Below are 20,853 nucleotides of genomic sequence, written 5' to 3'. Positions count from 1 at the left end.
GGAGCGCGCGCATATATGCGCGCGCTGGTGGCCTGCGCCGTGGCGCGCGTCCCTCGTGCAGGTGAGTTGAGAACCGCCCGGGAGCCCACCATTTTGGCGGGCCCGTCGTCGCCGACTAACGCCTCACCCGCACCCACTCCCCAATTGCCTTTAATTCCAAGGTCATTGGGGGTGGCGAACCATGCAGAATCGTGCCTGCCAACGGGTGCATATGCAGCCGGGCCAACCACCCCATCGAGCCCTAGGATCGGCTCGCCATGACAGCAGCAGGGAAGCATCAGGTGAGCCGGACCGAGACCACCCGGCGGGTCGGCGGCCGACAGGGCCGGGCCGGCATCAGGGACGTCGCCGCCGCGGCGGGCGTCTCCATCACAACCGTCTCCGACGCGCTCAATGGCAAGGGACGGCTGCCCGACGCCACCCGCCGCCACGTTCGCGAAGTCGCCGACCGGCTGGGCTACCGGCCGTCCGCCGCCGCACGCACCCTCCGTACCGGCAAGTCCGGCCTCATCGGCCTGACCGTGACGACGTACGGGGATGAACCTTTCACCTTCACGGAATTCGCCTACTTCGCCGAGATGGCCCGGGCCGCCACGTCCGCCGCGCTCGCCCGCGGCTACGCCCTGGTCATCCTCCCCGCCACCTCCCGCCACGACGTGTGGTCCAACGTCGCACTCGACGGCACCGTCGTCATCGACCCCTCCGACCACGATCCCGTCGTCAGCGAGCTAGTCCGCCAGGGCCTCCCCGTGGTCTCGGACGGCCGTCCGGCCGGGTCCCTACCCGTCACCGCCTGGGTCGACAACGATCACGAGGCCGCCGTCCTCAACCTCCTCGACCACCTCGCCGCCGCCGGAGCCCGCAGGATCGGGCTCCTCACCGGCACCACCACCGACACCTACACCCGCCTCTCGACCACCGCGTACCTCAGCTGGTGCGAGCGCGTCGGCCAAGACCCCGTCTACGAGTCCTACCCGGCCCACGACCCGTGCGCAGGCGCCGTCGCCGCGGATCGGCTGCTCGCGCGCCCGGACCGGCCCGACGCCGTGTACGGGCTCTTCGACCCGAACGGCACCGATCTGCTCGCCGCCGCCCGGCGCTACGGCCTGCGCGTCCCCGAGGACCTGCTGCTCGTCTGCTGCAGCGAATCGACCGTCTACGCCAACACCGAACCGCCCATCACCACGCTCTCCCTCAAGCCGCGCCGCATCGGCACGGCCGTGGTCCAGCTCCTGATCGACGCCATCGAGGGAGTCGACACCGGCCGACCCGTCGAGCAGGTGGTCCCGACGGAACTCATCATCCGCACCTCCTCGCAACGCAGGCAGCCCCGTACGACGGTCAGCCCGCCACGCTCACCCGCCCAGGACTGATCACCCACCCGCGAGGGGGACTTGGCGCCACTCCGGCGGAGCCGACGGCCCCGCCGGAGACGTCAACAATCACCGAAATCGGGAGAAAGCGGCAGGAAGGAACGGCTCCGGCCAGGATTCACCACCCCTGGTGCGTCACAGAGCGCGAGCCGCATTCCTATGATGGGCGCACGACATCACGGACCCTCCCCCACGGAGGTCAGAGGGTCCGCAGGTGTACGGCAGTGCGACGGTGGTGGAGGGGTCGATGACTCAGGGGGCCGGTCAGGGACCCGCGATGCGGACGGACACGCTGCGGGACTTCCGGGTTCCCGTCACCGAACCCGCCCCGTACACCGCGTCCGTCGGCGTGCCCGGCGAGGCTCCCGTCTACGGTGAGGCTCCCGTCTACGGCGAATACCCGGCGTACTACGAGGAAGGCACTCCGGTGCCCCCTCGGCCCGCCTACGCCCCCGAGGCCGCCCCGCCTCCCGCGACCGGGCCCGACGCCACTCCCGCGGCCGCGCCCCCGTCCGGCGAGGACGCGGACCCCGACGGCTACACACCCACGCAGCGCGACCTGCCCGTCATCGGTCGCGGAGCGGCCGAAGGCCCCGGTGACACCGTCCAGGTCCACTACGTCCCCCAGGAGTCCGTGCCCACCGGCCCGGGCCCGCTGTACGTCGTGGGAGACGTCCACGGATACCTCGACGAACTCGTCACCGAACTCCGGGCGCAGGGGCTGATCGACGCCGAGGGCCACTGGTCCGCCGGCAACGCCCGGCTCTGGTTCCTCGGCGACTTCACCGACCGGGGCCCCGACGGCATCGGCGTCATCGACCTCGTCATGCGGCTCTCCGCGGAGGCCGCCGCCGCCGGCGGTTACTGCAAGGCCCTGATGGGCAACCACGAACTGCTGCTCATCGGCGCCAAGCGCTTCGGCGACACCCCGGTCGTGTCCGGGGCCGGAACCGCTACCTTCCAAGCCGCCTGGCTGCTCAACGGCGGTCAGCGCACCGACATGGAACGCCTCCAGGACGTGCACCTCCAGTGGATGTCGCGGCTCGACGCCGCCACGCTGGAAGACGGGCACCTGCTGTTGCACTCGGACACCACCGCGTACCTCGACTACGGCGACTCCATCGAGGACGTCAACGACACCATCCACGAGCTCCTCACCCGCAACGACGCCGACATCACCTGGGACCTGTTCCGGAAGTTCACCAAGCGGTTCGCCTTCCGGGACGAGGAGACGGGCCCGCAGGCCGTACGGGAGCTCCTCGGAACCTACGGCGGCGGCCGTGTCGTGCACGGTCACAGCCCGATCCCCTACCTGCTCGGCGAGGTGGGCACGGAGGACGGCGACGACTCCCACGGACCGGAGGCGGTGGACGGCCCGCACGTGTACGCGGACGGCCTGGCCATCGCGATGGACGGCGGCGTGACCATGGCCGGCAAGCTGCTTGTCGTTCAACTACCGCTCAGCGACTGAGCTTTCACCGAGCGGGGTATTTCCGGAAAGCCCCTGTCACCTCGTGGCATGGGCGCTCTACCATCGCTCTATCCGTAGCAGGCTCTCCTCCGTTTGTGCCGGCGCCCGAATCTACGCGGGCATACCGGCTTGTACGGAGCATCGGGGGATGCACATGACCAGCGCTCCGCACCTGCTCACCGAAGACCGACCGGAGTTCGATCGGCTCCTCGACGAGGCGCTGCGCACGGCGAACGAACGGCCGGAACTCGCTTCCCTGGGCGAACGACTGAACGCCGAACAATTGCGCACCATGGCCATGAGTGCCACCGCCTTGCTGACGGCCGCGGCCGCGGCCGAATACGACCACTACGTCAAAGTCCGCGCGCAATTGCGCGACGAGCGTCTGTCGGCCCCGGGTACGACGGGCGAACACGACGGGGATGGACAGGCCGGCGGTGTGGGCGTGAGCGCCGTGGTCGCGGTTCTCGCGCCGGTCCTGGCCGGTACCGCCATGCTGATCTTCCTGTTGGTGGGCTACAGCCTCAAGATGATCGATCCCGAGCCTGCCTTTGCCCGGACCATGCTGACGGCGGGATGGCTCTTCGGTGGGCTCACCGTGGCCGCACTGCTCTTCGCGGTGATCGGGTTGCTCGTGACCGCCGTCCGCAACAGTTCCACGGAGGTCGCGGCCGAGGAGGCGGCGGCCGTACCCGACGAGCTCTCGCGTGCCCGAGAGGCATGGCGCAACGCCCTGCTGGAACGCGGCATCATGCCGTTCCTCCGGGACGCACTGGCCGATCCGAGCGCCGGCCCCGGCTATCCGACCCCGCGCACTCCGCATGCCGGACGCATACCCAGCCTGGGATACAGCCGGCCGGACTTCACCAGCCCCGGAGCCACCTCCGCCTCCCAAAGCCCACGTCCCGACTACGCCCCACCGGACTTCACGAGCCCCGACTTCGGCGGTTCGGAGCCCGAACGGGAGTGATGTTTCACGTGAAACAGACGCGTTTCACGTGAAACATCCGAGTGGAGCGTGGAACACCCTCGTGGAACGGGCCCGCGACTCCCCCCATGGGTCGCGGGTGCGCTCCGTACGCGGTGCAGCCTCAGTCGGCGAGCGGCAGGTAGACCCGGTTGCCCGAGGCCGCGAACTCCGCGGACTTCTCCGCCATGCCGGCCTCGATCTCCTCGGCCTTGAGGTCTCCACCGTGTTCACGACGGATGTCCTGGGAGATCTTCATCGAGCAGAACTTCGGACCGCACATGGAGCAGAAGTGCGCGGTCTTGGCCGGCTCGGCCGGCAGGGTCTCGTCGTGGAACTCGCGGGCGGTGTCCGGGTCGAGGGCCAGGTTGAACTGGTCCTCCCAGCGGAACTCGAACCGGGCGTCCGACAGGGCGTCGTCCCACTCCTGAGCTCCGGGGTGGCCTTTCGCCAGGTCAGCAGCGTGCGCCGCGATCTTGTAAGTGATGACGCCGGTCTTCACGTCGTCCCGGTTGGGCAGACCCAGATGCTCCTTGGGCGTGACGTAGCAGAGCATCGCGGTGCCCCACCAGGCGATCATCGCCGCGCCGATGCCCGAGGTGATGTGGTCGTACGCGGGTGCGACGTCCGTGGTCAGCGGCCCGAGGGTGTAGAACGGCGCCTCCTCGCAGATCTCCTGCTGGAGGTCGATGTTCTCCTTGATCTTGTGCATCGGGACGTGGCCCGGGCCCTCGATCATCGTCTGGACGTTGTGCCGCTTGGCGATCGTGTTCAGCTCGCCCAGCGTCTTCAACTCCGCGAACTGCGCGGCGTCGTTGGCGTCGGCGATGGAACCGGGGCGCAGTCCGTCGCCCAGCGAGTAGGTGACGTCGTACGTCGCGAGGATCTCGCAGAGCTCCTCGAAGTTCGTGTAGAGGAAGTTCTCCTTGTGGTGGGCGAGGCACCACGCGGCCATGATCGAGCCGCCGCGGGAGACGATGCCGGTCTTGCGCCGGGCAGTCAGCGGGACGTACGGCAACAGCACGCCGGCGTGCACCGTCATGTAGTCGACGCCCTGCTCGGCCTGCTCGATGACCGTGTCCTTGTAGATCTCCCACGTCAGCTCTTCGGCGCGGCCGTCGACCTTTTCGAGCGCCTGGTAGAGGGGAACGGTGCCGATCGGGACCGGGGAGTTGCGGAGCACCCACTCGCGCGTCGTGTGGATGTTGCGACCGGTGGAGAGGTCCATGACCGTGTCGGCGCCCCACTTGGTCGCCCAGGTCATCTTGTCGACCTCCTCCTCGATGGAGGAGGTGACCGCGGAGTTGCCGATGTTGGCGTTGACCTTCACCAGGAACCGCTTGCCGATGATCATCGGCTCGATCTCCGGGTGGTTGACGTTGGCCGGAAGCACGGCGCGACCTGCGGCGATCTCCTCGCGGACGACCTCCGGGGAGACGTTCTCGCGGATCGCCACGTACTCCATTTCCGGGGTGATCTCGCCCCGGCGGGCGTACGCGAGCTGGGTGACCGCCGCGCCGCCCCGGCCGCGGCGGGGCTGGCGCGGGCGACCCGGGAAGACCGCGTCGAGGTTCTTGAGGCCACCGCGCGGCGAGGTGTGCTTGATGCCGTCGTCCTCGGGGCGCACGGGACGGCCCGCGTACTCCTCGGTGTCCCCCCGCCCGATGATCCAGTTCTCCCGGAGCGCGGGAAGACCCCGGCGGACGTCGGTCTCGATCTGCGGGTCGGTGTACGGACCGGACGTGTCGTAGAGCGTCACGTCCTTGCCGTTGGTGAGGTGGACCTGGCGGACCGGCACCCGGATGTCGGGCCGGGAGCCCGCCACATATCCCTTGTGCCAGCCCGGCTCGCGCCCGGTCTGGCCGTCGGCGTCCTGGCTGACGGCAGGCGTGCGTGCATCCTGAATGGTCATGAGACCTATCTCCCTACGCCGGCATTACCCGGTAACAGGTTCGGCGGTCGACGCAGCCTCCTCCCGTACCCGCCGTTTCGGCGTGCGTACGGTGATCAGCGCCCTCTCAGCCCGGTGCTCCGAGCTCCCGCGTTGTGCAAAGTAGCCCCCACGCTAGCGTCATCTGTGGCGTGCTGAACAGTGGGCCCCCCTCATCTCTTGCGATGATCGGTCGGTGACGTCCTTGCCGCAACCTCCCATCAGTCCCCCCGAGCCCCCGGGTCACACCGACCACGGACACACGCACCACGGACATGCCGACGAATCCGCACACGCGCCCTCCCCCCGGTCCGCGCACGGCCATTCCCACAGCCATGGGCACGGCCCGGCGGCTCCTGTCTCCCTGCACCTGCGCAAGGTCATCGCCGCCGTATTGATCCCCTTCGCGGCCGCCGTCTTCGTCGGGATGGTGGTGCTCTGGCCGGGCGGAGCCCCCGCGCACGAGCGGACCGGTGTCGGGTTCGACCGGCAAACCCAACAGGGCAAGGTCGTCTCGTTGGCGAGTGTGGACTGCAAGTCCGTCAACGCCTCGCAGGTTCCACCCACGGGCGACACGTCGACCCCTTCGGGGCGCGAGGCCACGGCGGAACAGACCGGTGCGTGCAAAAAGGCGACCGTCGAGGTCGGTACCGGCCCGGACAAGGGCCGCACCTTCGTGGAGATCGTCCAGCCGGGAGCCCCGCGGCAGTTGTCGAACGGCCAAGAGGTGGTGGTGGCCTACGCGCCGGACGCCCCACGGGACCTCCAGTACTCGGTCATCGACCTGAACCGGAAGCTCCCGTTGGCCTTGCTGGCCGGTATCTTCGCCATCGCCGTCGTCGTGGTCGGCCGGATGCGCGGCGTGTTCGCCCTGGTGGCACTGGTCGTCAGCTTCGGCGTGCTGACGCTGTTCATCCTCCCGGCGATCCTGCAGGGCTCCAATCCGCTGGTCGTAGCCGTCATCGGGGCCAGCGCGATCATGCTGATCGCGCTCTACATGTGTCACGGCCTGACGGCACGCACCTCGGTCGCCGTTCTCGGCACGCTGGCGTCGCTGGTGCTGATCGGTCTGTTGGGTTCGCTCTTCATCGGATGGGGGTTCCTCAGTGGCAACACCGATGACAACACGGGACTGATCCACGGCCTGTATCCCGACATCGACCTGAGCGGTCTGTTGCTGGCGGGGGTGATCATCGGATCCCTCGGCGTGCTCGACGACGTGACGGTCACCCAGACGTCGGCGGTCTGGGAGCTGCACCAAGCCGATCCCACCATGGGATCACGTGCCTTGTACCGAGCCGCCATCAGGATCGGACGCGACCACATCGCCTCCGTGGTCAACACCCTGGTGCTCGCCTACGCCGGCGCGGCGCTCCCCTTGCTCCTTCTCTTCTCCATCGCGAACAGCAGCATGGGTGCGGTGGCCAACAGTGAGTTGGTCGCCGAGGAGATCGTCAGGACATTGGTCGGCTCCATCGGGCTCGTGGCCTCCGTACCGGTGACCACCGCCCTGGCGGCGCTGGTGGTTTCCGCCGACCGGCCGGGGGACCCGAGCACCACCCCGGCCGCGAAGCCCTCACGCGGTGGCCGAGGGCGTCGGCGCAAGCGCTGACCGGAGCCGAGCGGAGCCGAGCCGGGCCGGCGTGAGGGGGCCGGGTGGGGGCGGTCGGAGTCAGTCCCGTCAGCCGGCGTTCTGCTCGTTCTGCCGGGACTCGGCGAGGATTCTGTCGAGCGCCTCGTCCAGTGTCCCTTCGAAGGCCCCGAGGTTGCGCTCCTGACCGAGCGGAACGAGCCGGTCGGTGCGGTCGAGGAAGGCGACCAACGGCGCCGCTCCCGCGCGGAACAAGGCTCGCTCGCCGCCGACCTGCAGGCGGATGTGGACGTCCGACAGCTCGTCCGGGTGGGACGGGGCGATGTGCACGTCGCCGTCGCCGCAGGGCTTGTTGATGCCATCGAGGAGGAGCTCCCGACCGAACGCCCACGTCACAGGCGCGTCGCCGGGAAGGTGGAAGGTCAGTCGCACCGCGTAGGGGTCGTGAGCGTCGTACCGGAGTTCCACCGGGATCCGGAAGGAGAGCTCCTCGGAGACGAGAAAGCTCATCATGACCTCTGCCTGTACCGACTCGCGCATTGCCTACCCCGATGTTGTGGAAGTGGCCAGGAATGGTCCCCCCATGGGCCCTCTTGACAAGAGTGGTGGAAGCGCTAGCAGATCACAAGGAGTGAGATTTCAGATACTGATAGAGAACGAGAGGGTGCTCAACAGCGCGCCTACTTCACTCCGCAGTCGCTCAACTGCATAGCGCAATCGGTGTTCTTGGTGCAAAGGGAACGAAATCGCCATGGTTGCAGCAGTATCTCCCACCGCAATAGGGATCGCCGCACACACCGTGCCCAATACATATTCCTGACGCTCCGTAATCAACTCCATGTGTTGCAGGGAGCCGAGGCGTTGCTCCAGAGCGCGTTCGTTCCGGATCGTGTAAGGCGTGACAGGGCCGACCGGATGACGGTCGTAATGATCTCTGCGCGTCTTCTCGTCGAGCTGCCCGAGCAGGCATTGGCCGATGGCGTGCGCGTGGCCGGTCGCGCGGAAGTCGGCCCACTCCTCGCACGCCGGAGCGGCCGGGGTGTCCGATACGCCGACCACCTCGATTTCACCCTCGCGGTAGACCGCGAAGTAGACGGGGGCCCCGACCACGTCGCGAAAGTGCGCGAGGGAGTCGACGATCATGCTGCGACGTTTCTGCTGGAGTCCACCGCTCGCCAGGCGCCAAGCGGCGTCGCCCAGGACGAAGACGCCGCCCGCACGGCGCAGATAGCCCTCATGGGTGAGAGTGCGCAGCAGGTGGTAGGCGGTGGGAAGCGGAAGTCCGGCTTCCCGCGCCAGTTGCTTCGCCGGAGCTCCCTCACTGTGGGAACCAACCGCTTCGAGCAGTCTCAGCGCCCGCTGCACCGAAGCGATCAACGTCGGCACACCGGGATTATGGACTGCGGACAAAGCTCACCCCCAGGCGTCACAGCGGGCTCAAGGGGTGGCCCGCCCTGCGGGGGCCGCCCCCGCGTATGCCGTGGATCCTGGGGGTCGCGCTCGCCAACCATGAAGATAACCGCGGGTCAGAACGGTGATACCGCTAGCGGTACCCAGGGACGGCCCAGATTGGCACTCTATCCGCCGGTTCCGGCCGTGTGAGAGGTTTCGTACCTCACGTTCCCTCGGCCGGCTTAATCCGAGTACCGCCCGGTGCGCGGCTTACCACTCACCGGCGGAGGACTTCGATCCGCTGCGGGTGAACTTCTTCACCACGAAGATCAGTCCGCCGACGAGGGCCACGAAGAGCAGCAGTTTGAAGACGAAGGCGATCAGTGTCCCGAGGATGCTGGTGATGACGCCTCCGAAGACGAACAGCGCCAGCAGCGGAACGGCGACCCACTTGACCCACCAGGGCATGCCCTCGAACATCGCTCGGATCCCGTCCATGTCCACAACCTTTTCCTCGTCTGTGACTTCCTGCTTCGATGCTAGGAGGCCCCGTTCCCCTCCGGGGGTCGGCGAGCCCTCGGAACCCCCTGATCCGACCCCTAGGGGGATCAGGGGCCCGACCCTCAGCCCTCGGGCGGTGAGAACACCACCAACACCTTCAGCGGCTCTGTGATGTGGTGGAACTTGTGCGGCACACCGGCCGGTACGTAGATGACGCTCCCGTTCGCCACCGTCGTCGTCTCCTCGCCGACCGTGATCGACGCTCGGCCGCTCACCACGAAGTACACCTCGTCCTGACGATGCGGTTGCTGAGGATCGCTCTGTCCGGCGTCGAGCGCGTAGAGCCCGACGGACATGTTGCGCTCTCTCAGGAACTGCAGGTACGCGCCGTCGTTGGCAGCCCGTTCCGCTTCGAGCTCGTCCAACCGGAAGGCTTTCATCCTGGTCCTACCCCTTACTGCGTAGCGCGTGGAATCCGCTGATCTGACGATGTCCCACCAGGATCTTCTCTGCAACGATCGGACCCATGACGAATTTCGTAGTCAAGACGCTCGCCAACGTGGCGGCTCTGGCCGTGGCCATCTGGCTGGTCGCGGGCATCACGCTCGACGAGGACGGGAACAGCACCGGCAGGCGGGTCCTCACCCTGATCCTGGTCGCCCTGGTCTTCGGCCTGGTCAACCTCATCGTCAAGCCCGTGGTGAAGCTGTTCTCCTTCCCGCTCTTCATCCTCACTCTCGGCCTCTTCACGCTCGTGGTGAACGCCCTGATGCTGCTGCTGACCTCATGGCTGGCCGAGCAGTTCGACCTCAGCTTCCACGTCGACGGCTTCTGGACCGCGGCCATCGGCGCTCTGATCATCTCCGTCGTCTCCTGGGCCGCGAACCTCGCCCTGCCCGACAAGAACTGAGCGGCGACCCGTACCGCGTGTGCTGAAGGAGCCCACCCCGTGAACGATCACCCCACCTCGTCGGCGGACCGGTACGGCGACGGGACCCGGGCCGTCCGCGCCGGGTTGCCGGAGCCCGCGAAGAACGAACCACCGCTGCCGGGGCCCGTCTTCGCCGCCCACTTTCACCTGCCCGGCGAGGTCGAGGGCCCGTACGCCTACGCCCGGGACAGCAACCCGACCTGGACGCTGCTGGAACGGGCCATCAGCGAGTTGGAAGCACCCGGACAGGACGACGTGGAGACCGTCGTCTTCGCCTCCGGGATGGCCGCCGTCTCAGCGGTCCTCCTGTCGCAGGCACGCGCGGGCGATACCGTCACGCTCCCCTCCGACGGCTACCAGGCGCTGCCACTGCTCCGGGAGCAGTTGGAAACGTACGGAATCCATGTCCGAACCGCCCCGACCGGCGGCGACGCCCAGCTCACGGAACTCGACGGAGCCCGGCTGCTGTGGATCGAGACGCCCTCCAACCCCGGCCTCGACGTGTGTGACGTACGGCGCCTCGTCACGGCCGCCCACGCCGGCTCCACCCTGGTCGCCGTCGACAACACCCTCGCCACACCCCTCGGACAGCGACCGCTGGAACTCGGCGCGGACTTCTCCGTCGCCAGCGGCACCAAGGGACTCACCGGTCATGGTGACCTGCTGATCGGCTACGTCGCCTGCCGCGACCCGGAACTGGCCGCCGGCGTCCGCCGCTGGCGCAAGATCGTCGGAGCCATCCCCGGCCCGATGGAAGCCTGGCTGGCCCACCGCTCCCTGGCCACGATCCAGCTACGGGCGCAGCGCCAGTGGAGCAACGCCCTGGCCGTCGCGGAGGCACTGCGCGAACGCGTCGATGTCACCGGGCTGCGCTACCCGGGACTTCCCTCGGACCCGTCGCACAAGACCGCCACCCTGCAGATGAGCGGCTTCGGCTCGGTGGTCTCGTTCACCCTGACCGACCGGTCGCACGCGGAACGCTTCATGAGCGCTCTTCGTCTGGTGGAGGACGCCACGAGCTTCGGTGGCGTACGGTCCACCGCCGAGCGGCGCGGACGATGGGGCGGGGACGCGGTGCCGGAGGGCTTCATCCGCTTCTCGGCGGGCGCCGAGGACACCGTCGACCTGGTCGCGGACGTTCTGCGGGCGCTTGATTCGGCGGGGCGGGAGGGCTGACCGGACGCAACGGGGCGGTCCGAGCCTCCCCCTCTTGGCTCGGACCGCCCCCGGGTTCCCTTGGCGAAGAACCACGTTGACAAGGCTAGTTGACTCAGCGTCAGAGTCCAATCACGGTAGCGACAGGGGCCTATCGGCATATTTATAGTTGAAGGCCCCCAACGAGAGGGGCCGCCATGGACCTGGCCCTGCTGCGTACCTTCGTCGCGGTGCACCGGGCCGGCTCGTTCACCCGGGCCGCCGCACTCCTCGGGCTGTCCCAGCCCGCCGTCACCTCGCAGATCCGTACCCTCGAACGGCAACTGGGCCGGCCGCTCTTCCACCGCCGGGCCCGGGGGGTGACGCCCACCGCCATCGGCGACGAACTCGCCCACAAAGCCGCCCCACACCTCGACGCGTTGCTGCGCATCGCCGAGACGGAGCGGGAGGCCGCCGGCGCGTTACGCACGCTGCACATCGCCGGACCCCCCGAGTTCGTGTGCCGGCGCGTGCTGCCCGCCTTGGCCCCGCTGATCGGCCAAGGCCAGACCCTGCGCACCGCTCTCACGGCGGACGCCGAGGAGGTCTTGGACGGACTGTCCTCCGGGCAGCACGACCTCGTGGTCACCACCGGTCGGCCACGCGGCGGGCCGGTCACCGCCACACCCCTGTGCGACGAGGAACAGGTCCTGGTCGCCGCGCCCTACTGGGCCGCCCTCGTCGACCAGGACCTCCTCCGTGACAAGGGCCCCGGCAGCGCGGCGGCTCTCGACGGGATACCGGTCGTGGAGGTGCACGAGAGCCTCCCGCTCGTCACGCGCTACTGGGCCGCCGTCTTCGACGCGCTGCCGGAAGCCGCCGCCACCGTGGTCGTGCCCGACCTCAGGGCCGTACGTGACTGCGTCCGAGCCGGTGCCGGGCTCGCCGTCCTGCCCCGTTACCTCTGCCAGGACGCCATCGACCGGGGCCAGATCGTCTCTCTGCTGGAGCCCGCGGTACCACCGCTGCGTACCTGGTTCGTCGTCGTACGGACCGGCAGTCTGGCGCTGGCCCACCTCGCCCGAGCCCACGACCGGCTGTTGCGCGCCGCCGCGGACTGGTGATCGGCCGATACCGGCGCCCCGTCCTCGCGAGGTAGTCTCGGACGCCGTGCGTTTCGCGGCCAGGCGTTTCAGAAGCGGAAGAGTGGGCCACTCTTCACCCATGACCGAACGTCCCGTGGTCAAACGCACCGCCCGCGCGATCCTGCTCGACGGTGACGACCTGATCCTCATCAAGCGCACCAAGCCCGGCGTCGACCCGTACTGGCTCACCCCCGGCGGGGGAGTGGAGTCCACGGACGCGACCGTTGTCGACGCCCTGCACCGGGAGGTACACGAAGAACTCGGCGCCAAGATCACCGATGTGGTGCCCTGCTTCGTGGACACCGTCGAGCACATCGCCGATGGCGGAGTGACCGGCGTCAAGGTGCAGCACTTCTTCGTCTGCCGTCTCGAATCCATGGACCCCGCCCAACGCCACGGCCCCGAGATCGACGAACCCGAGGGCGAGTACGAGATCGTCCGCGTGCCGTTCAGCCGGGTCGGCATCGCGGCCGTTCACCTCGTCCCGCTGTCCCTGCGCCACTACCTGGACGGGAACATCGAGGGCGTACGAGCCATGCACGCCTCCGACCTCGGCTGATCCGTCCGAGGAGCCATCAGGCGGTCGCCGGGGTCACCCGGCGACGCCCACCAGCTCCTCGACCGAGTCGAAGCGGATGCGCTCCCCCGGGATGCCGATCCGCTTGAGCGCGTCCACACCGCTGCGGATCATCGCCGGCGGCCCCGAGATGAAGGCGTCGTACGAACTCCACGGCCCGTTGACTCCGACCGCCTGGGGCAGCTGCCCCGCAAGCCCTTCTCCCACCACCGGGCGCACCGACAGCCACGGATGCGAGCGCTGAAGCCCCAGCAGTGTGTCCTTGTCGTACAGGTCGTCGTCGCTGCGCGCCCCGAAGAACACTTCCATCCGGCGCCGCTCGCCGTGCTCGGCCACGTCCTCGATCAACGCCTTGATCGGGGCGATGCCCGTCCCGCCGCCGAGGCACAGCATGCCGTTGTCCGTGCTGTGGTCCACCACCATCGATCCGGCCGGCGGGCCCAGGCGCAGGACATCGCCCGGCCTCGCGTGCCGCACCAGGGCGTTGGAGACCCAACCGGCCGGAACGGCCTTGACGTGGAAGGACAGCAACCCGTCACCGCGCGGGGCGGAGGCGAAGGAGTAATGCCGCCAGACGCGCGGCCACCAAGGAGTCTCAAGGCTGGTGTACTGGCCCGCCAGGAAGGCGTACGGCCGGTCCGGGCGCACCGTCAGCACCGCGATGTCCGGTGTCCGCAGATCGTGGGCGACCACCTCCGCCTGCCACCATGCCGGCGCCTTGGCCTCGTCCTCGGCCGCCGCGTCGATCATGACCTGGGAGATCGTCGTGTACGCCCGCACCCAAGCGGCCTCGGCTTCCGGCCCCCACGTCAGTTCCGCGTACCGGGCCAGCGCACCCATCAGCGCCTCGCCCACCACCGGGTAGTGGCCGGCCATGGTGCCGTACTTGCGGTGCCCGGTGCCGAGGCGGCGCAGATAAGGGTTGAGCAGCTCGGGATCGTCGATGTGTTCGGCGGCCGTGAGGAGCGCCTTCAGCAATCGGTCGCGCTGTGTGTCCATGGCCACGGGAAACATGTCCCGCACCTCGGGGTGCCGCGTGAATATCAGGGCGTAGAAGTACGAAGTGACCTTGTCGGCGATCGGCGTGATCTCCGCGAGTGTCTTGCGGATGAGTACGGCATCGGGGGAAGGCTCGATCGCCCCGGCGCCGGGGGGTATCCCCGTCCCCCGTCTTGCCGGTCTGGTGGGCGGAGCGTCCATGCGGTGCCTCGCTTAGAGCATCTGGGTCGGTCTGCACACACCACGGTCGAATCCGTGGTTCCGGGTTTTACAGCGTGCCAGCGGACCGTGTGCCCCGGGGGCGATTGGGGAAACTCGGCGCTCGCATCCCCCCTTCCCCCTAAGATGCGACGACTTCCGGGCGTGCCGACCCGAGGAGCTGGTATGCCTCGCGAAGGTCTCTGCCCTGGTAGACGTAGGTGGCCCGGTCGGCGAGGTACGGCCGTGCGTTGACCGCTACCGAGGTCGGCACCGCCTCGAAGAGCACCGAATCGGTCAGGGAGTCCCCGTACGCGACACAGTCGTCCCGGCTTACTCCGAACCGGGCGCACAGACGATCCGCGACATCGACCTTCCCCTCGGGAGTGAGGATGCCGGTCACGTCGAGGGGGCCGGTGAAGGGCACTGCGGGGTAGACAGAGCCGTGCGCCGCGTCCGCGCCCCATTCCAAGAGCAACTCGACGAAGAACGAGGGAGACAGCGAGATCACCGCGCAGAGATCGCCGCGTTCTCTGATCTCCTGCCACACCTCTCGGATGCCCTCAAGCCATGGGGCACCGTCGAAGGCCGCCCTGACATGAGCGACAGTCAGGTCCGACCACAACGCGTGCGCCGCCACCGAGAACTCGTGTGGATCGATCTCCCTCGCCGCGAAGGCTCGTTCCAGCTCGGCGATTTCTCGACTGACACCGAGCTGCCGGGAGATCTCGACGGGTGCGGCCGATCCGTACATCAGGGTGCCATCGAGGTCGAAGAGGTGCAGACGCGTCATGGTCATCGAGGCTAGCCGCGATGTTTCACGTGAAACAGCGTGTTTCACGTGAAACATCGCCGCGCCGGGCAGCGGGTCTGCCAAATCCCCTGGACGCCCTCCGCGTCATGATCCAGGCTGAAGCGGTGACCGCACCAGATCTCACCGACTCACCGATCCGCTCGCTGGCCCTGAAAGATCTCCGCCACTGCGCCGACCTCTCCGAGGATCGCGGCTGGCCCCGCGAGGATCACAAGTGGGGATTCCTCCTCGCCGCCGGAGACGGGTACGGCATCGACGCTCCCGACGGCGAAGGACTCGCCGCAGTGTGCGTCGTCACCCGATACGGCCGGCCACATGCGGATCCCGAGCTCGCCGCGATCGGAATGGTCCTCGTCGCCGAACGCTACGCCCGACAGGGCCTGGGACGTCGCCTCATGACCTACGTCTGCGACGAGATCCTCAAAGGCATCCCGCTCACCCTTCATGCCACGCCCTTCGGACAGCCGCTCTACGAGGACCTCGGCTTCGACGCGGTCGGTGGCGCGGAAATGCTGCAGGGAAGCTTCCGGCCCGACTCCTCGCCGGCCGCGGCCGAGGCCGCGCTCGTGAGGCGGGCCACCGCCGATGACCTCCCCAGGATCGTCCGCTTGGACACGGAGGTGTTCGGCACCGACCGCATGCACATGATCACGCGGCTGCCCGCCTTCGCGGACAGGTTGTTCGTCTCCGAGGACGACTCCGGCGAACTCACCGGCTACGCCGCCCTCTGGCCCAACATGGAAACCCATGTCATCGGCCCGCTGGTCGCACCGGACACGCTCACCGCCCAGGCGCTGGTCACCGCGCTCGCCGCTACCACCGAACGACCGCTGCGCACCGATGTCGACGTACGGCACGAGGAACTCCGCGCATGGCTCAAGGGTCGCAATCTCGGCTCGCTGGGGGTCAGCGCCGTGATGACCAGGAACCTCTCCACCCTCCCGGGCGACTGGACACGCCGCTGGGCCCCGATCACCGTCGCCGCAGGCTGAGAAAGGCAACGCCAATGGTCGACGCCACCGACCTCACCATCCGCCCCGCGACCGAGGGCGACCTGCCCGAGATCGTCCGCATGCTCGCCGACGATCCGCTCGGGGCGACCCGTGAATCCCCGGAGGATCTCCCTCCCTACCTGAAGGCTCTCCGGTCCCTCACGGACGACCCCCACCAGCACATGATGGTGGCCGTGCGCGGTGAGCGGGTCGTGGGCACCCTCCAGCTCACCATCATCGCCGGCCTCTCCCGCAAGGGAGCCACCCGCTCCATCATCGAAGGAGTTCGGGTGCACGCGGACGAACGCGGCAGCGGCCTGGGCACCCGATTCATCGAGTGGGCGATCGAGCGGTCCCGCCGGGAGAACTGTGTGCTGGTCCAACTGACCTCGGACGTCTCACGGACCGACGCGCACCGTTTCTATGAACGGCTCGGTTTCACCGCCTCACACGTCGGATTCAAACTCGCGCTCTGACCGAACTCATCGAAGGCCGGGCCGCTGTCCGTGGCCCGGCCTACGATCGGGAGGGTGAGTCTCACCCTCCCTCTCATCACCCAAGCCGAGCGCCGCCACCGGCTCGGCCACCGGCACGGCTTGGCTCCTTCGGCGCGCATGGCCACCGTCCCCCAGGCGGCCGACGCCGTCGTCGCCCTGCACGCCACCGACGCCGCGACCGTTTTCCTCTCCGTCCGCGCACGGCTCACCGCAAGCGACCCGACCATGATCGAGCAGGCCCTCTACGAGGACGTGAGCCTGGTCCGGTTGCTGAGCATGCGCAATACGCTGTTCGCCGTCTCCACCGACCTCGCGCCCTACGTCGATTCGTCCACGGCCCGGGCCATCGCGGTCAAAGAACGCCGGAGTCTCCTCAAGCATCTCGAAGAAGACGGCCAAGGCCTGGACGCCGGCTGGCTGGCCGAGGCGGAGCGGGTAGCACTCGACGCGCTCGACACCCTGGGTCCCTCCACCGGTGGCCAGTTGTCCGCTGCCGTACCCGCGCTGCGTCGGAAGATCACCGTGGGTCGGGGCAAGAAGTACGAGGCGGAAACGGGTGTCGCGACCCGCGTCATCCGCCTGCTGGCGGCCGATGGGCGGATCCGGCGCGACCGCCCGCGCGGGGCGTGGACCTCCAGCCAGTACCGCTGGGTCCACACCGAGCCCTGGCCGGTCGTGCCCGTCGCCGAGGCCCGCGCCGAAATCGCCCGTCGGTGGCTGCGTGCGTACGGTCCGGCCACGGAGGCCGACTTCAAGTGGTGGACCGGCTGGACCCTGACCGAGGCGCGCAAGGCACTGGCCGCCACGGGTGCGGAACAGGTACGCCTCGAAAGCGGCGTGACCGCCCTCGTCGGTCCGGGCGACACCCTTCCCGAGGCGCCCCCGGAGCCGTGGGCCGCGTTGCTACCGGCGCTGGACCCCAGCGCGATGGGATGGGCCGACCGCGGCTTCCACCTGGACCCGGAGTACAGGGGCGCCCTGTTCGACTACGCCGGCAACGTCGGCCCCACCGTGTGGTGGAACGGCGAGGTCGTCGGCGGCTGGGCTCAGCGCGCGGACGGTCGGATCGTCTGGCGGCTCCTGGGCAGCCGGGACCGGACGGTCGAGCGCGCCGTGAGCGCCGAAGCAGCCCGTCTCGCCGAGTGGATCGGGGACGCCAGGATCACCCCCCGCTTCCGCACCCCACTGGAGCGCGAGCTGGTCGCCTGAGAAGCGCTGCCCGGAACCTGTCCCACCGGGTGACCGGTCGGCGTACTAGCCGATGCCGCGCCAGCCCTGGGGGTCGACGCCACCGGGAATCGCCGCCGCGGCGTCGTACGGCTCCCGGGTGAACACAAAAGAACCGAGGTCGAGCCGGCTCACGGAGCCGTCCGGCCGCCGGATCGGGCGCAGCGTCTCTCCTGCGTAGTAGCCGTTCAGGCCGGTCCACGTACCGTCCTGCTCGGCGCGGAACCTGGCCGTGCGGCCCGTCGGACCCATCGGGCCCAGCTCCAACAGCCCGTCCGACGTCAGCCGCACCACCTGCGCCGCCGTGCCCCAGTACCAAGGACCGCACAGGTCGAGCGCTACCCGGTCCGAACCCAGGAAGGGCCGCCAAGGCTCGGGGATGCGCGGCTCGGCCTCCGCGACGATCCCGACCAGGTCAACGGCGACCGCGGTGGCCGGCAGTCCCGAGGTGCAGTTCGCCAGCACCACCGCGGCCACGTCGTCCGCCTCGCTGAGCCACAGTCCCGCGACGAAACCGGGAAGCGATCCGCCGTGCCCGGCCAGCGAACGCCCGTCGTGGTCCAGCACTTGCAGCCCGAGGCCGTAGCCGTTCGCGATCGCGCCCGGTTCGGGAGCCACCGCCGGCGTCCTCATCTCCCGTAGCGATTCCGCACTCAGCACGCGGGCGTCGCCCCGTACGAGGAACGCCGCGAACCGGGCCAAATCCGTGGTAGTCGACCACAGTTGGCCCGCCGCCGCCATGATCCCCAGATCCTCGGCAGGCTCCGGCATCATCAGGTCCGCCCAGGGGTGCACCGCCCAGCCGCCGGCGTGCGGGGCCTGTGGACCCACCGTCGTACGGTCCAGTCCCAGGGGCTCCAGGATCTCTGCCCCGAGCGCCTCCTCCCAGGGCTTGCCGCGCAACGCCTCGACCAGCGCGCCCAGAAGGGTGTAGCCCGGATTGGAGTAGTGGTGCCGCAATCCCGGCTCGAACCGGAACGGCTCCTCTCCCAGCACGTCTGCGAGCGCCGGCCGCAGCCCGGCCGGACTCCGCTCCCACCACTCGCCCGGCGTCTCGGCCGCAAGGCCGCCGGTGTGCGCCAGGAGCTGCCGGACGGTCACCTCACCGGCGGCCGTGCCCGGCAGGTGCTTCTCCAGCCGGTCGCCGAGGTCCAGCAACCCTTCGTCCCGCAGCCGCATCACCAGTACGGCGGTGAACGTCTTGGTGATCGACCCGATCCGGTACTGCACGTTGCCGTCCGGGCCGTGCCCGTCGACCGAGGTCCGGGACCCTTCCCAGACCACCTCTCCGCCACGGACGACGGCAGCGACGACGGACGGCGCACGTCCCTCGCTCTGTGCCACGGCGATCCGGTGCCGCAGAGCGCGACGGGTGGCGGGGAGCAGGTCGTGATCCTCGGATGCGGAAGTCATGATCGAATGCTACGTGTTGGCCATGTCCACGAACCGCGAATAATGGCCCTGGAAGGCGACGGTGATCGTCGCCGTCGGACCGTTACGGTGCTTGGCCACGATGAGGTCGGCCTCGCCCGCACGGGGCGACTCCTTCTCGTACGCGTCCTCGCGGTGCAGCAGGATCACCATGTCCGCGTCCTGCTCGATCGAGCCCGACTCACGCAGGTCGGAGACCATCGGCTTCTTGTCGGTGCGCTGCTCGGGTCCACGGTTCAGCTGGGACAGCGCGATCACCGGTACCTCCAGCTCCTTCGCCAACAGCTTGAGGTTTCGGGACATGTCCGAGACCTCTTGCTGGCGGCTTTCGGGCCGGCGCGAGCCGCCCGACTGCATCAGCTGGAGGTAGTCGATGACGACGAGGGAGAGGTCGTTGCGCTGCTTGAGCCGGCGGCACTTCGCTCGGATCTCCATCATCGACAGGTTGGGGGAGTCGTCGATGTAGAGAGGTGCGGCGGAAACATCGGGCATGCGGCGGGCCAGCCGGGTCCAGTCGTCGTCCGTCATGGTGCCGGAACGCATGTGGTGCAGCGCGACCCTGGCCTCAGCCGAGAGGAGGCGCATCGCGATCTCGTTGCGGCCCATTTCGAGGGAGAAGATGACGCTGGGCAGATTGCTCTTGATGGAGCAGGCGCGGGCGAAGTCGAGGGCGAGGGTCGACTTTCCCATGGCGGGTCGGGCCGCGATGACGATCATCTGACCCGGGTGCAGACCATTGGTCAGGGAGTCCAGGTCCGTGAAGCCGGTGGGGACCCCGGACATCTGGCCGCTGCGCGAGCCGATCGCCTCGATCTCGTCGAGGGCGCCCTCCATGATGTCGCCCAGCGGCAGGTAGTCCTCCGACGTCCGCTGTTCGGTGACCGCGTAGATCTCGGCCTGGGCGCTGTTGACGATCTCGTCGACATCGCCGTCGGCCGCGTATCCCATCTGCGTGATCTTCGTACCGGCGGCGACGAGACGGCGCAGGACGGCTCTCTCGTGGACGATCTCCGCGTAGTACTCGGCGTTGGCCGCCGTCGGCACGGACTGCACCAAGGTGTGCAGATAGGCCGCACCGCCCACCTTGCTGATCTCGCCGCGTCGGGTCAGCTCGGCTCCGACGGTGATCGGGTCGGCGGGCTCGCCCTTGGCGTACAGGTCGAGGATGGCCTGGTAGATCGTTTCGTGTGAGGGCCGGTAGAAGTCGTGCCCCTTGAGCACCTCGACCACGTCGGCGATGGCGTCCTTGGACAGCAGCATGCCGCCGAGGACGGACTGCTCGGCATCGAGGTCCTGCGGCGGGACCCGCTCGAACCCACCACCACCGCCGTCCCAGGAGCCCCCCTCGCGCCCACGGTCCTGCGGGTCGTCGCCGCGGCCGCGGCCGTCACCGCCCCGGCGCGAACGGGTGGGCAGACGGTCACCGGGACCGCTGTCGGCCCAGGGGTCGTCCATGGGCTCGGGCATACTCACCGGGCCGCCTCCTCCCGTCCGCAACGCGGACCTCGCCGTGCCACTCTTTCTAGGGCACGGCTCTGACATTCGGGGACCCCGTATCGACTGTCGGCGCACCGGGGCAACGCACAACGGTAGGGCCGGAGGCGACGTCAGCCAATCTTGTTATCCACAGGCTGTGTGGATGAGATGTGGATGACGGCTCCAATGCTGTGGGTAAGTCCCCCG

General features: G+C 68.8%; 20 protein-coding genes and 1 riboswitch. Of the genes, 11 read left to right on the top strand and 9 right to left on the bottom strand.

The genetic code is table 11. The annotated features are described in order from the left end of the window. The first annotated feature begins 257 nt into the window (after positions 1–257). From ACFVXJ_RS11200 to ACFVXJ_RS11190, 3 genes are all read left to right on the top strand, one after another. Positions 258–1,373: a LacI family DNA-binding transcriptional regulator gene (locus ACFVXJ_RS11200; protein ID WP_190185544.1), complete on the top strand. Its 1,116-nt coding sequence runs from the start codon at positions 258–260 to the stop codon at positions 1,371–1,373. A gap of 232 nt (positions 1,374–1,605) precedes the next feature. Then, complete coding sequence (locus ACFVXJ_RS11195; RefSeq protein WP_389661573.1) at positions 1,606–2,844, top strand: metallophosphoesterase; 1,239 nt, start codon at positions 1,606–1,608, stop codon at positions 2,842–2,844. Between the two features lie 148 nt (positions 2,845–2,992). Further along, a complete protein-coding gene (locus tag ACFVXJ_RS11190; protein ID WP_389661449.1) occupies positions 2,993–3,814 on the top strand; it encodes a hypothetical protein in 822 nt (273 codons plus the stop codon). Positions 3,815–3,935: 121 nt separating this feature from the next. On the opposite strand, the gene thiC is transcribed toward ACFVXJ_RS11190, so the two are convergent. After that, positions 3,936–5,723, bottom strand: coding sequence for a phosphomethylpyrimidine synthase ThiC (thiC, locus tag ACFVXJ_RS11185; protein ID WP_389661448.1), 1,788 nt, complete (start codon positions 5,721–5,723; stop codon positions 3,936–3,938). Further along, positions 5,717–5,864, bottom strand: a riboswitch (TPP riboswitch). It overlaps the preceding gene by 7 nt. 82 nt (positions 5,865–5,946) lie before the next feature. Between thiC and ACFVXJ_RS11180 the strand changes: the two genes are divergently transcribed. Next, positions 5,947–7,353: a YibE/F family protein gene (locus tag ACFVXJ_RS11180; RefSeq protein WP_389661572.1), complete on the top strand. Its 1,407-nt coding sequence runs from the start codon at positions 5,947–5,949 to the stop codon at positions 7,351–7,353. A gap of 69 nt (positions 7,354–7,422) precedes the next feature. On the opposite strand, the gene ACFVXJ_RS11175 is transcribed toward ACFVXJ_RS11180, so the two are convergent. From ACFVXJ_RS11175 to ACFVXJ_RS11160, 4 genes are all read right to left on the bottom strand, one after another. Then, positions 7,423–7,872, bottom strand: a complete 450-nt coding sequence (locus tag ACFVXJ_RS11175) for an SsgA family sporulation/cell division regulator (RefSeq protein WP_389661447.1) — start codon at positions 7,870–7,872, stop codon at positions 7,423–7,425. Positions 7,873–7,971: 99 nt separating this feature from the next. Next, a complete protein-coding gene (locus ACFVXJ_RS11170) occupies positions 7,972–8,718 on the bottom strand; it encodes an IclR family transcriptional regulator (RefSeq protein WP_389661446.1) in 747 nt (248 codons plus the stop codon). A gap of 276 nt (positions 8,719–8,994) precedes the next feature. After that, on the bottom strand, positions 8,995–9,222 hold the full coding sequence (locus tag ACFVXJ_RS11165; protein ID WP_389661445.1) for a DUF5326 family protein: 228 nt from the start codon (positions 9,220–9,222) through the stop codon (positions 8,995–8,997). 125 nt (positions 9,223–9,347) lie between these two features. After that, positions 9,348–9,665 (bottom strand): cupin domain-containing protein, encoded by a 318-nt coding sequence (locus ACFVXJ_RS11160; RefSeq protein ID WP_389661444.1) that lies wholly within the window; start codon positions 9,663–9,665, stop codon positions 9,348–9,350. An 86-nt stretch (positions 9,666–9,751) separates the two neighbouring features. On the opposite strand from ACFVXJ_RS11160, the gene ACFVXJ_RS11155 reads away from it, so the two are divergent. The 4 genes from ACFVXJ_RS11155 (at position 9,752) to ACFVXJ_RS11140 (ending at position 12,994) form a co-directional block, all read left to right on the top strand. Next, positions 9,752–10,135, top strand: coding sequence for a phage holin family protein (locus ACFVXJ_RS11155; RefSeq protein WP_389661443.1), 384 nt, complete (start codon positions 9,752–9,754; stop codon positions 10,133–10,135). A 39-nt stretch (positions 10,136–10,174) separates the two neighbouring features. Then, complete coding sequence (locus ACFVXJ_RS11150) at positions 10,175–11,332, top strand: cystathionine gamma-lyase (protein ID WP_389661442.1); 1,158 nt, start codon at positions 10,175–10,177, stop codon at positions 11,330–11,332. A 176-nt stretch (positions 11,333–11,508) separates the two neighbouring features. Continuing rightward, complete coding sequence (locus tag ACFVXJ_RS11145) at positions 11,509–12,414, top strand: LysR family transcriptional regulator (RefSeq protein ID WP_389661441.1); 906 nt, start codon at positions 11,509–11,511, stop codon at positions 12,412–12,414. A gap of 100 nt (positions 12,415–12,514) precedes the next feature. After that, entirely contained in the window at positions 12,515–12,994 is a 480-nt protein-coding gene (locus ACFVXJ_RS11140; protein WP_361312890.1) for an NUDIX hydrolase, read from the top strand. A 33-nt stretch (positions 12,995–13,027) separates the two neighbouring features. Here ACFVXJ_RS11140 and ACFVXJ_RS11135 read toward each other — a convergent pair whose 3' ends face one another. Together ACFVXJ_RS11135 and ACFVXJ_RS11130 are read right to left on the bottom strand one after the other, a co-directional pair. Continuing rightward, positions 13,028–14,212, bottom strand: a complete 1,185-nt coding sequence (locus ACFVXJ_RS11135) for a globin domain-containing protein (RefSeq protein ID WP_389661440.1) — start codon at positions 14,210–14,212, stop codon at positions 13,028–13,030. A gap of 139 nt (positions 14,213–14,351) precedes the next feature. Then, positions 14,352–15,002 carry an HAD family hydrolase gene (locus tag ACFVXJ_RS11130; protein WP_389661439.1) on the bottom strand — a complete coding sequence of 217 codons (651 nt, stop codon included), beginning with the start codon at positions 15,000–15,002 and terminating at the stop codon, positions 14,352–14,354. 125 nt (positions 15,003–15,127) lie between these two features. Here ACFVXJ_RS11130 and ACFVXJ_RS11125 point away from each other — a divergent pair, with 125 nt between their 5' ends. From ACFVXJ_RS11125 to ACFVXJ_RS11115, 3 genes are read left to right on the top strand one after another with little or no spacing between them, the layout of a single operon-like run. Beyond that, the gene (locus ACFVXJ_RS11125; protein WP_389661438.1) at positions 15,128–16,015 is read left to right on the top strand and encodes a GNAT family N-acetyltransferase; all 888 of its coding nucleotides are present in this window, start codon (positions 15,128–15,130) and stop codon (positions 16,013–16,015) included. A gap of 14 nt (positions 16,016–16,029) precedes the next feature. Further along, positions 16,030–16,491, top strand: coding sequence for a GNAT family N-acetyltransferase (locus ACFVXJ_RS11120; RefSeq protein WP_389661437.1), 462 nt, complete (start codon positions 16,030–16,032; stop codon positions 16,489–16,491). 54 nt (positions 16,492–16,545) lie between these two features. Beyond that, positions 16,546–17,721, top strand: a complete 1,176-nt coding sequence (locus ACFVXJ_RS11115; RefSeq protein ID WP_389661436.1) for a winged helix DNA-binding domain-containing protein — start codon at positions 16,546–16,548, stop codon at positions 17,719–17,721. A 45-nt stretch (positions 17,722–17,766) separates the two neighbouring features. Here ACFVXJ_RS11115 and ACFVXJ_RS11110 read toward each other — a convergent pair whose 3' ends face one another. Both ACFVXJ_RS11110 and dnaB read right to left on the bottom strand, forming a co-directional pair. Continuing rightward, positions 17,767–19,152: a serine hydrolase domain-containing protein gene (locus tag ACFVXJ_RS11110; protein WP_389661435.1), complete on the bottom strand. Its 1,386-nt coding sequence runs from the start codon at positions 19,150–19,152 to the stop codon at positions 17,767–17,769. 9 nt (positions 19,153–19,161) lie between these two features. Beyond that, entirely contained in the window at positions 19,162–20,637 is a 1,476-nt protein-coding gene (gene dnaB, locus ACFVXJ_RS11105; protein WP_389661571.1) for a replicative DNA helicase, read from the bottom strand. Positions 20,638–20,853 lie beyond the last annotated feature (216 nt).

Source organism: Streptomyces sp. NPDC058279, from assembly GCF_042881255.1.
Lineage (GTDB): Bacteria > Actinomycetota > Actinomycetes > Streptomycetales > Streptomycetaceae > Streptomyces.
This window is presented reverse-complemented; position numbering and strand designations above follow the sequence as displayed.

What these genes read in the sequence shown, in the direction of transcription:
- ACFVXJ_RS11145 (WP_389661441.1), top strand. Translation starts at nt 11,509, where the DNA reads ATGGACCTGGCCCTGCTGCGTACCTTCGTCGCGGTGCACCGGGCCGGC.
- ACFVXJ_RS11160 (WP_389661444.1), bottom strand. Translation starts at nt 9,665, where the DNA reads ATGAAAGCCTTCCGGTTGGACGAGCTCGAAGCGGAACGGGCTGCCAAC.
- ACFVXJ_RS11140 (WP_361312890.1), top strand. Translation starts at nt 12,515, where the DNA reads ATGACCGAACGTCCCGTGGTCAAACGCACCGCCCGCGCGATCCTGCTC.
- ACFVXJ_RS11135 (WP_389661440.1), bottom strand. Translation starts at nt 14,212, where the DNA reads ATGGACGCTCCGCCCACCAGACCGGCAAGACGGGGGACGGGGATACCC.
- dnaB (WP_389661571.1), bottom strand. Translation starts at nt 20,637, where the DNA reads ATGCCCGAGCCCATGGACGACCCCTGGGCCGACAGCGGTCCCGGTGAC.
- ACFVXJ_RS11200 (WP_190185544.1), top strand. Translation starts at nt 258, where the DNA reads ATGACAGCAGCAGGGAAGCATCAGGTGAGCCGGACCGAGACCACCCGG.
- ACFVXJ_RS11120 (WP_389661437.1), top strand. Translation starts at nt 16,030, where the DNA reads ATGGTCGACGCCACCGACCTCACCATCCGCCCCGCGACCGAGGGCGAC.
- ACFVXJ_RS11110 (WP_389661435.1), bottom strand. Translation starts at nt 19,152, where the DNA reads ATGACTTCCGCATCCGAGGATCACGACCTGCTCCCCGCCACCCGTCGC.
- ACFVXJ_RS11155 (WP_389661443.1), top strand. Translation starts at nt 9,752, where the DNA reads ATGACGAATTTCGTAGTCAAGACGCTCGCCAACGTGGCGGCTCTGGCC.
- ACFVXJ_RS11190 (WP_389661449.1), top strand. Translation starts at nt 2,993, where the DNA reads ATGCACATGACCAGCGCTCCGCACCTGCTCACCGAAGACCGACCGGAG.
- ACFVXJ_RS11130 (WP_389661439.1), bottom strand. Translation starts at nt 15,002, where the DNA reads ATGACGCGTCTGCACCTCTTCGACCTCGATGGCACCCTGATGTACGGA.
- thiC (WP_389661448.1), bottom strand. Translation starts at nt 5,723, where the DNA reads ATGACCATTCAGGATGCACGCACGCCTGCCGTCAGCCAGGACGCCGAC.
- ACFVXJ_RS11175 (WP_389661447.1), bottom strand. Translation starts at nt 7,872, where the DNA reads ATGCGCGAGTCGGTACAGGCAGAGGTCATGATGAGCTTTCTCGTCTCC.
- ACFVXJ_RS11165 (WP_389661445.1), bottom strand. Translation starts at nt 9,222, where the DNA reads ATGGACGGGATCCGAGCGATGTTCGAGGGCATGCCCTGGTGGGTCAAG.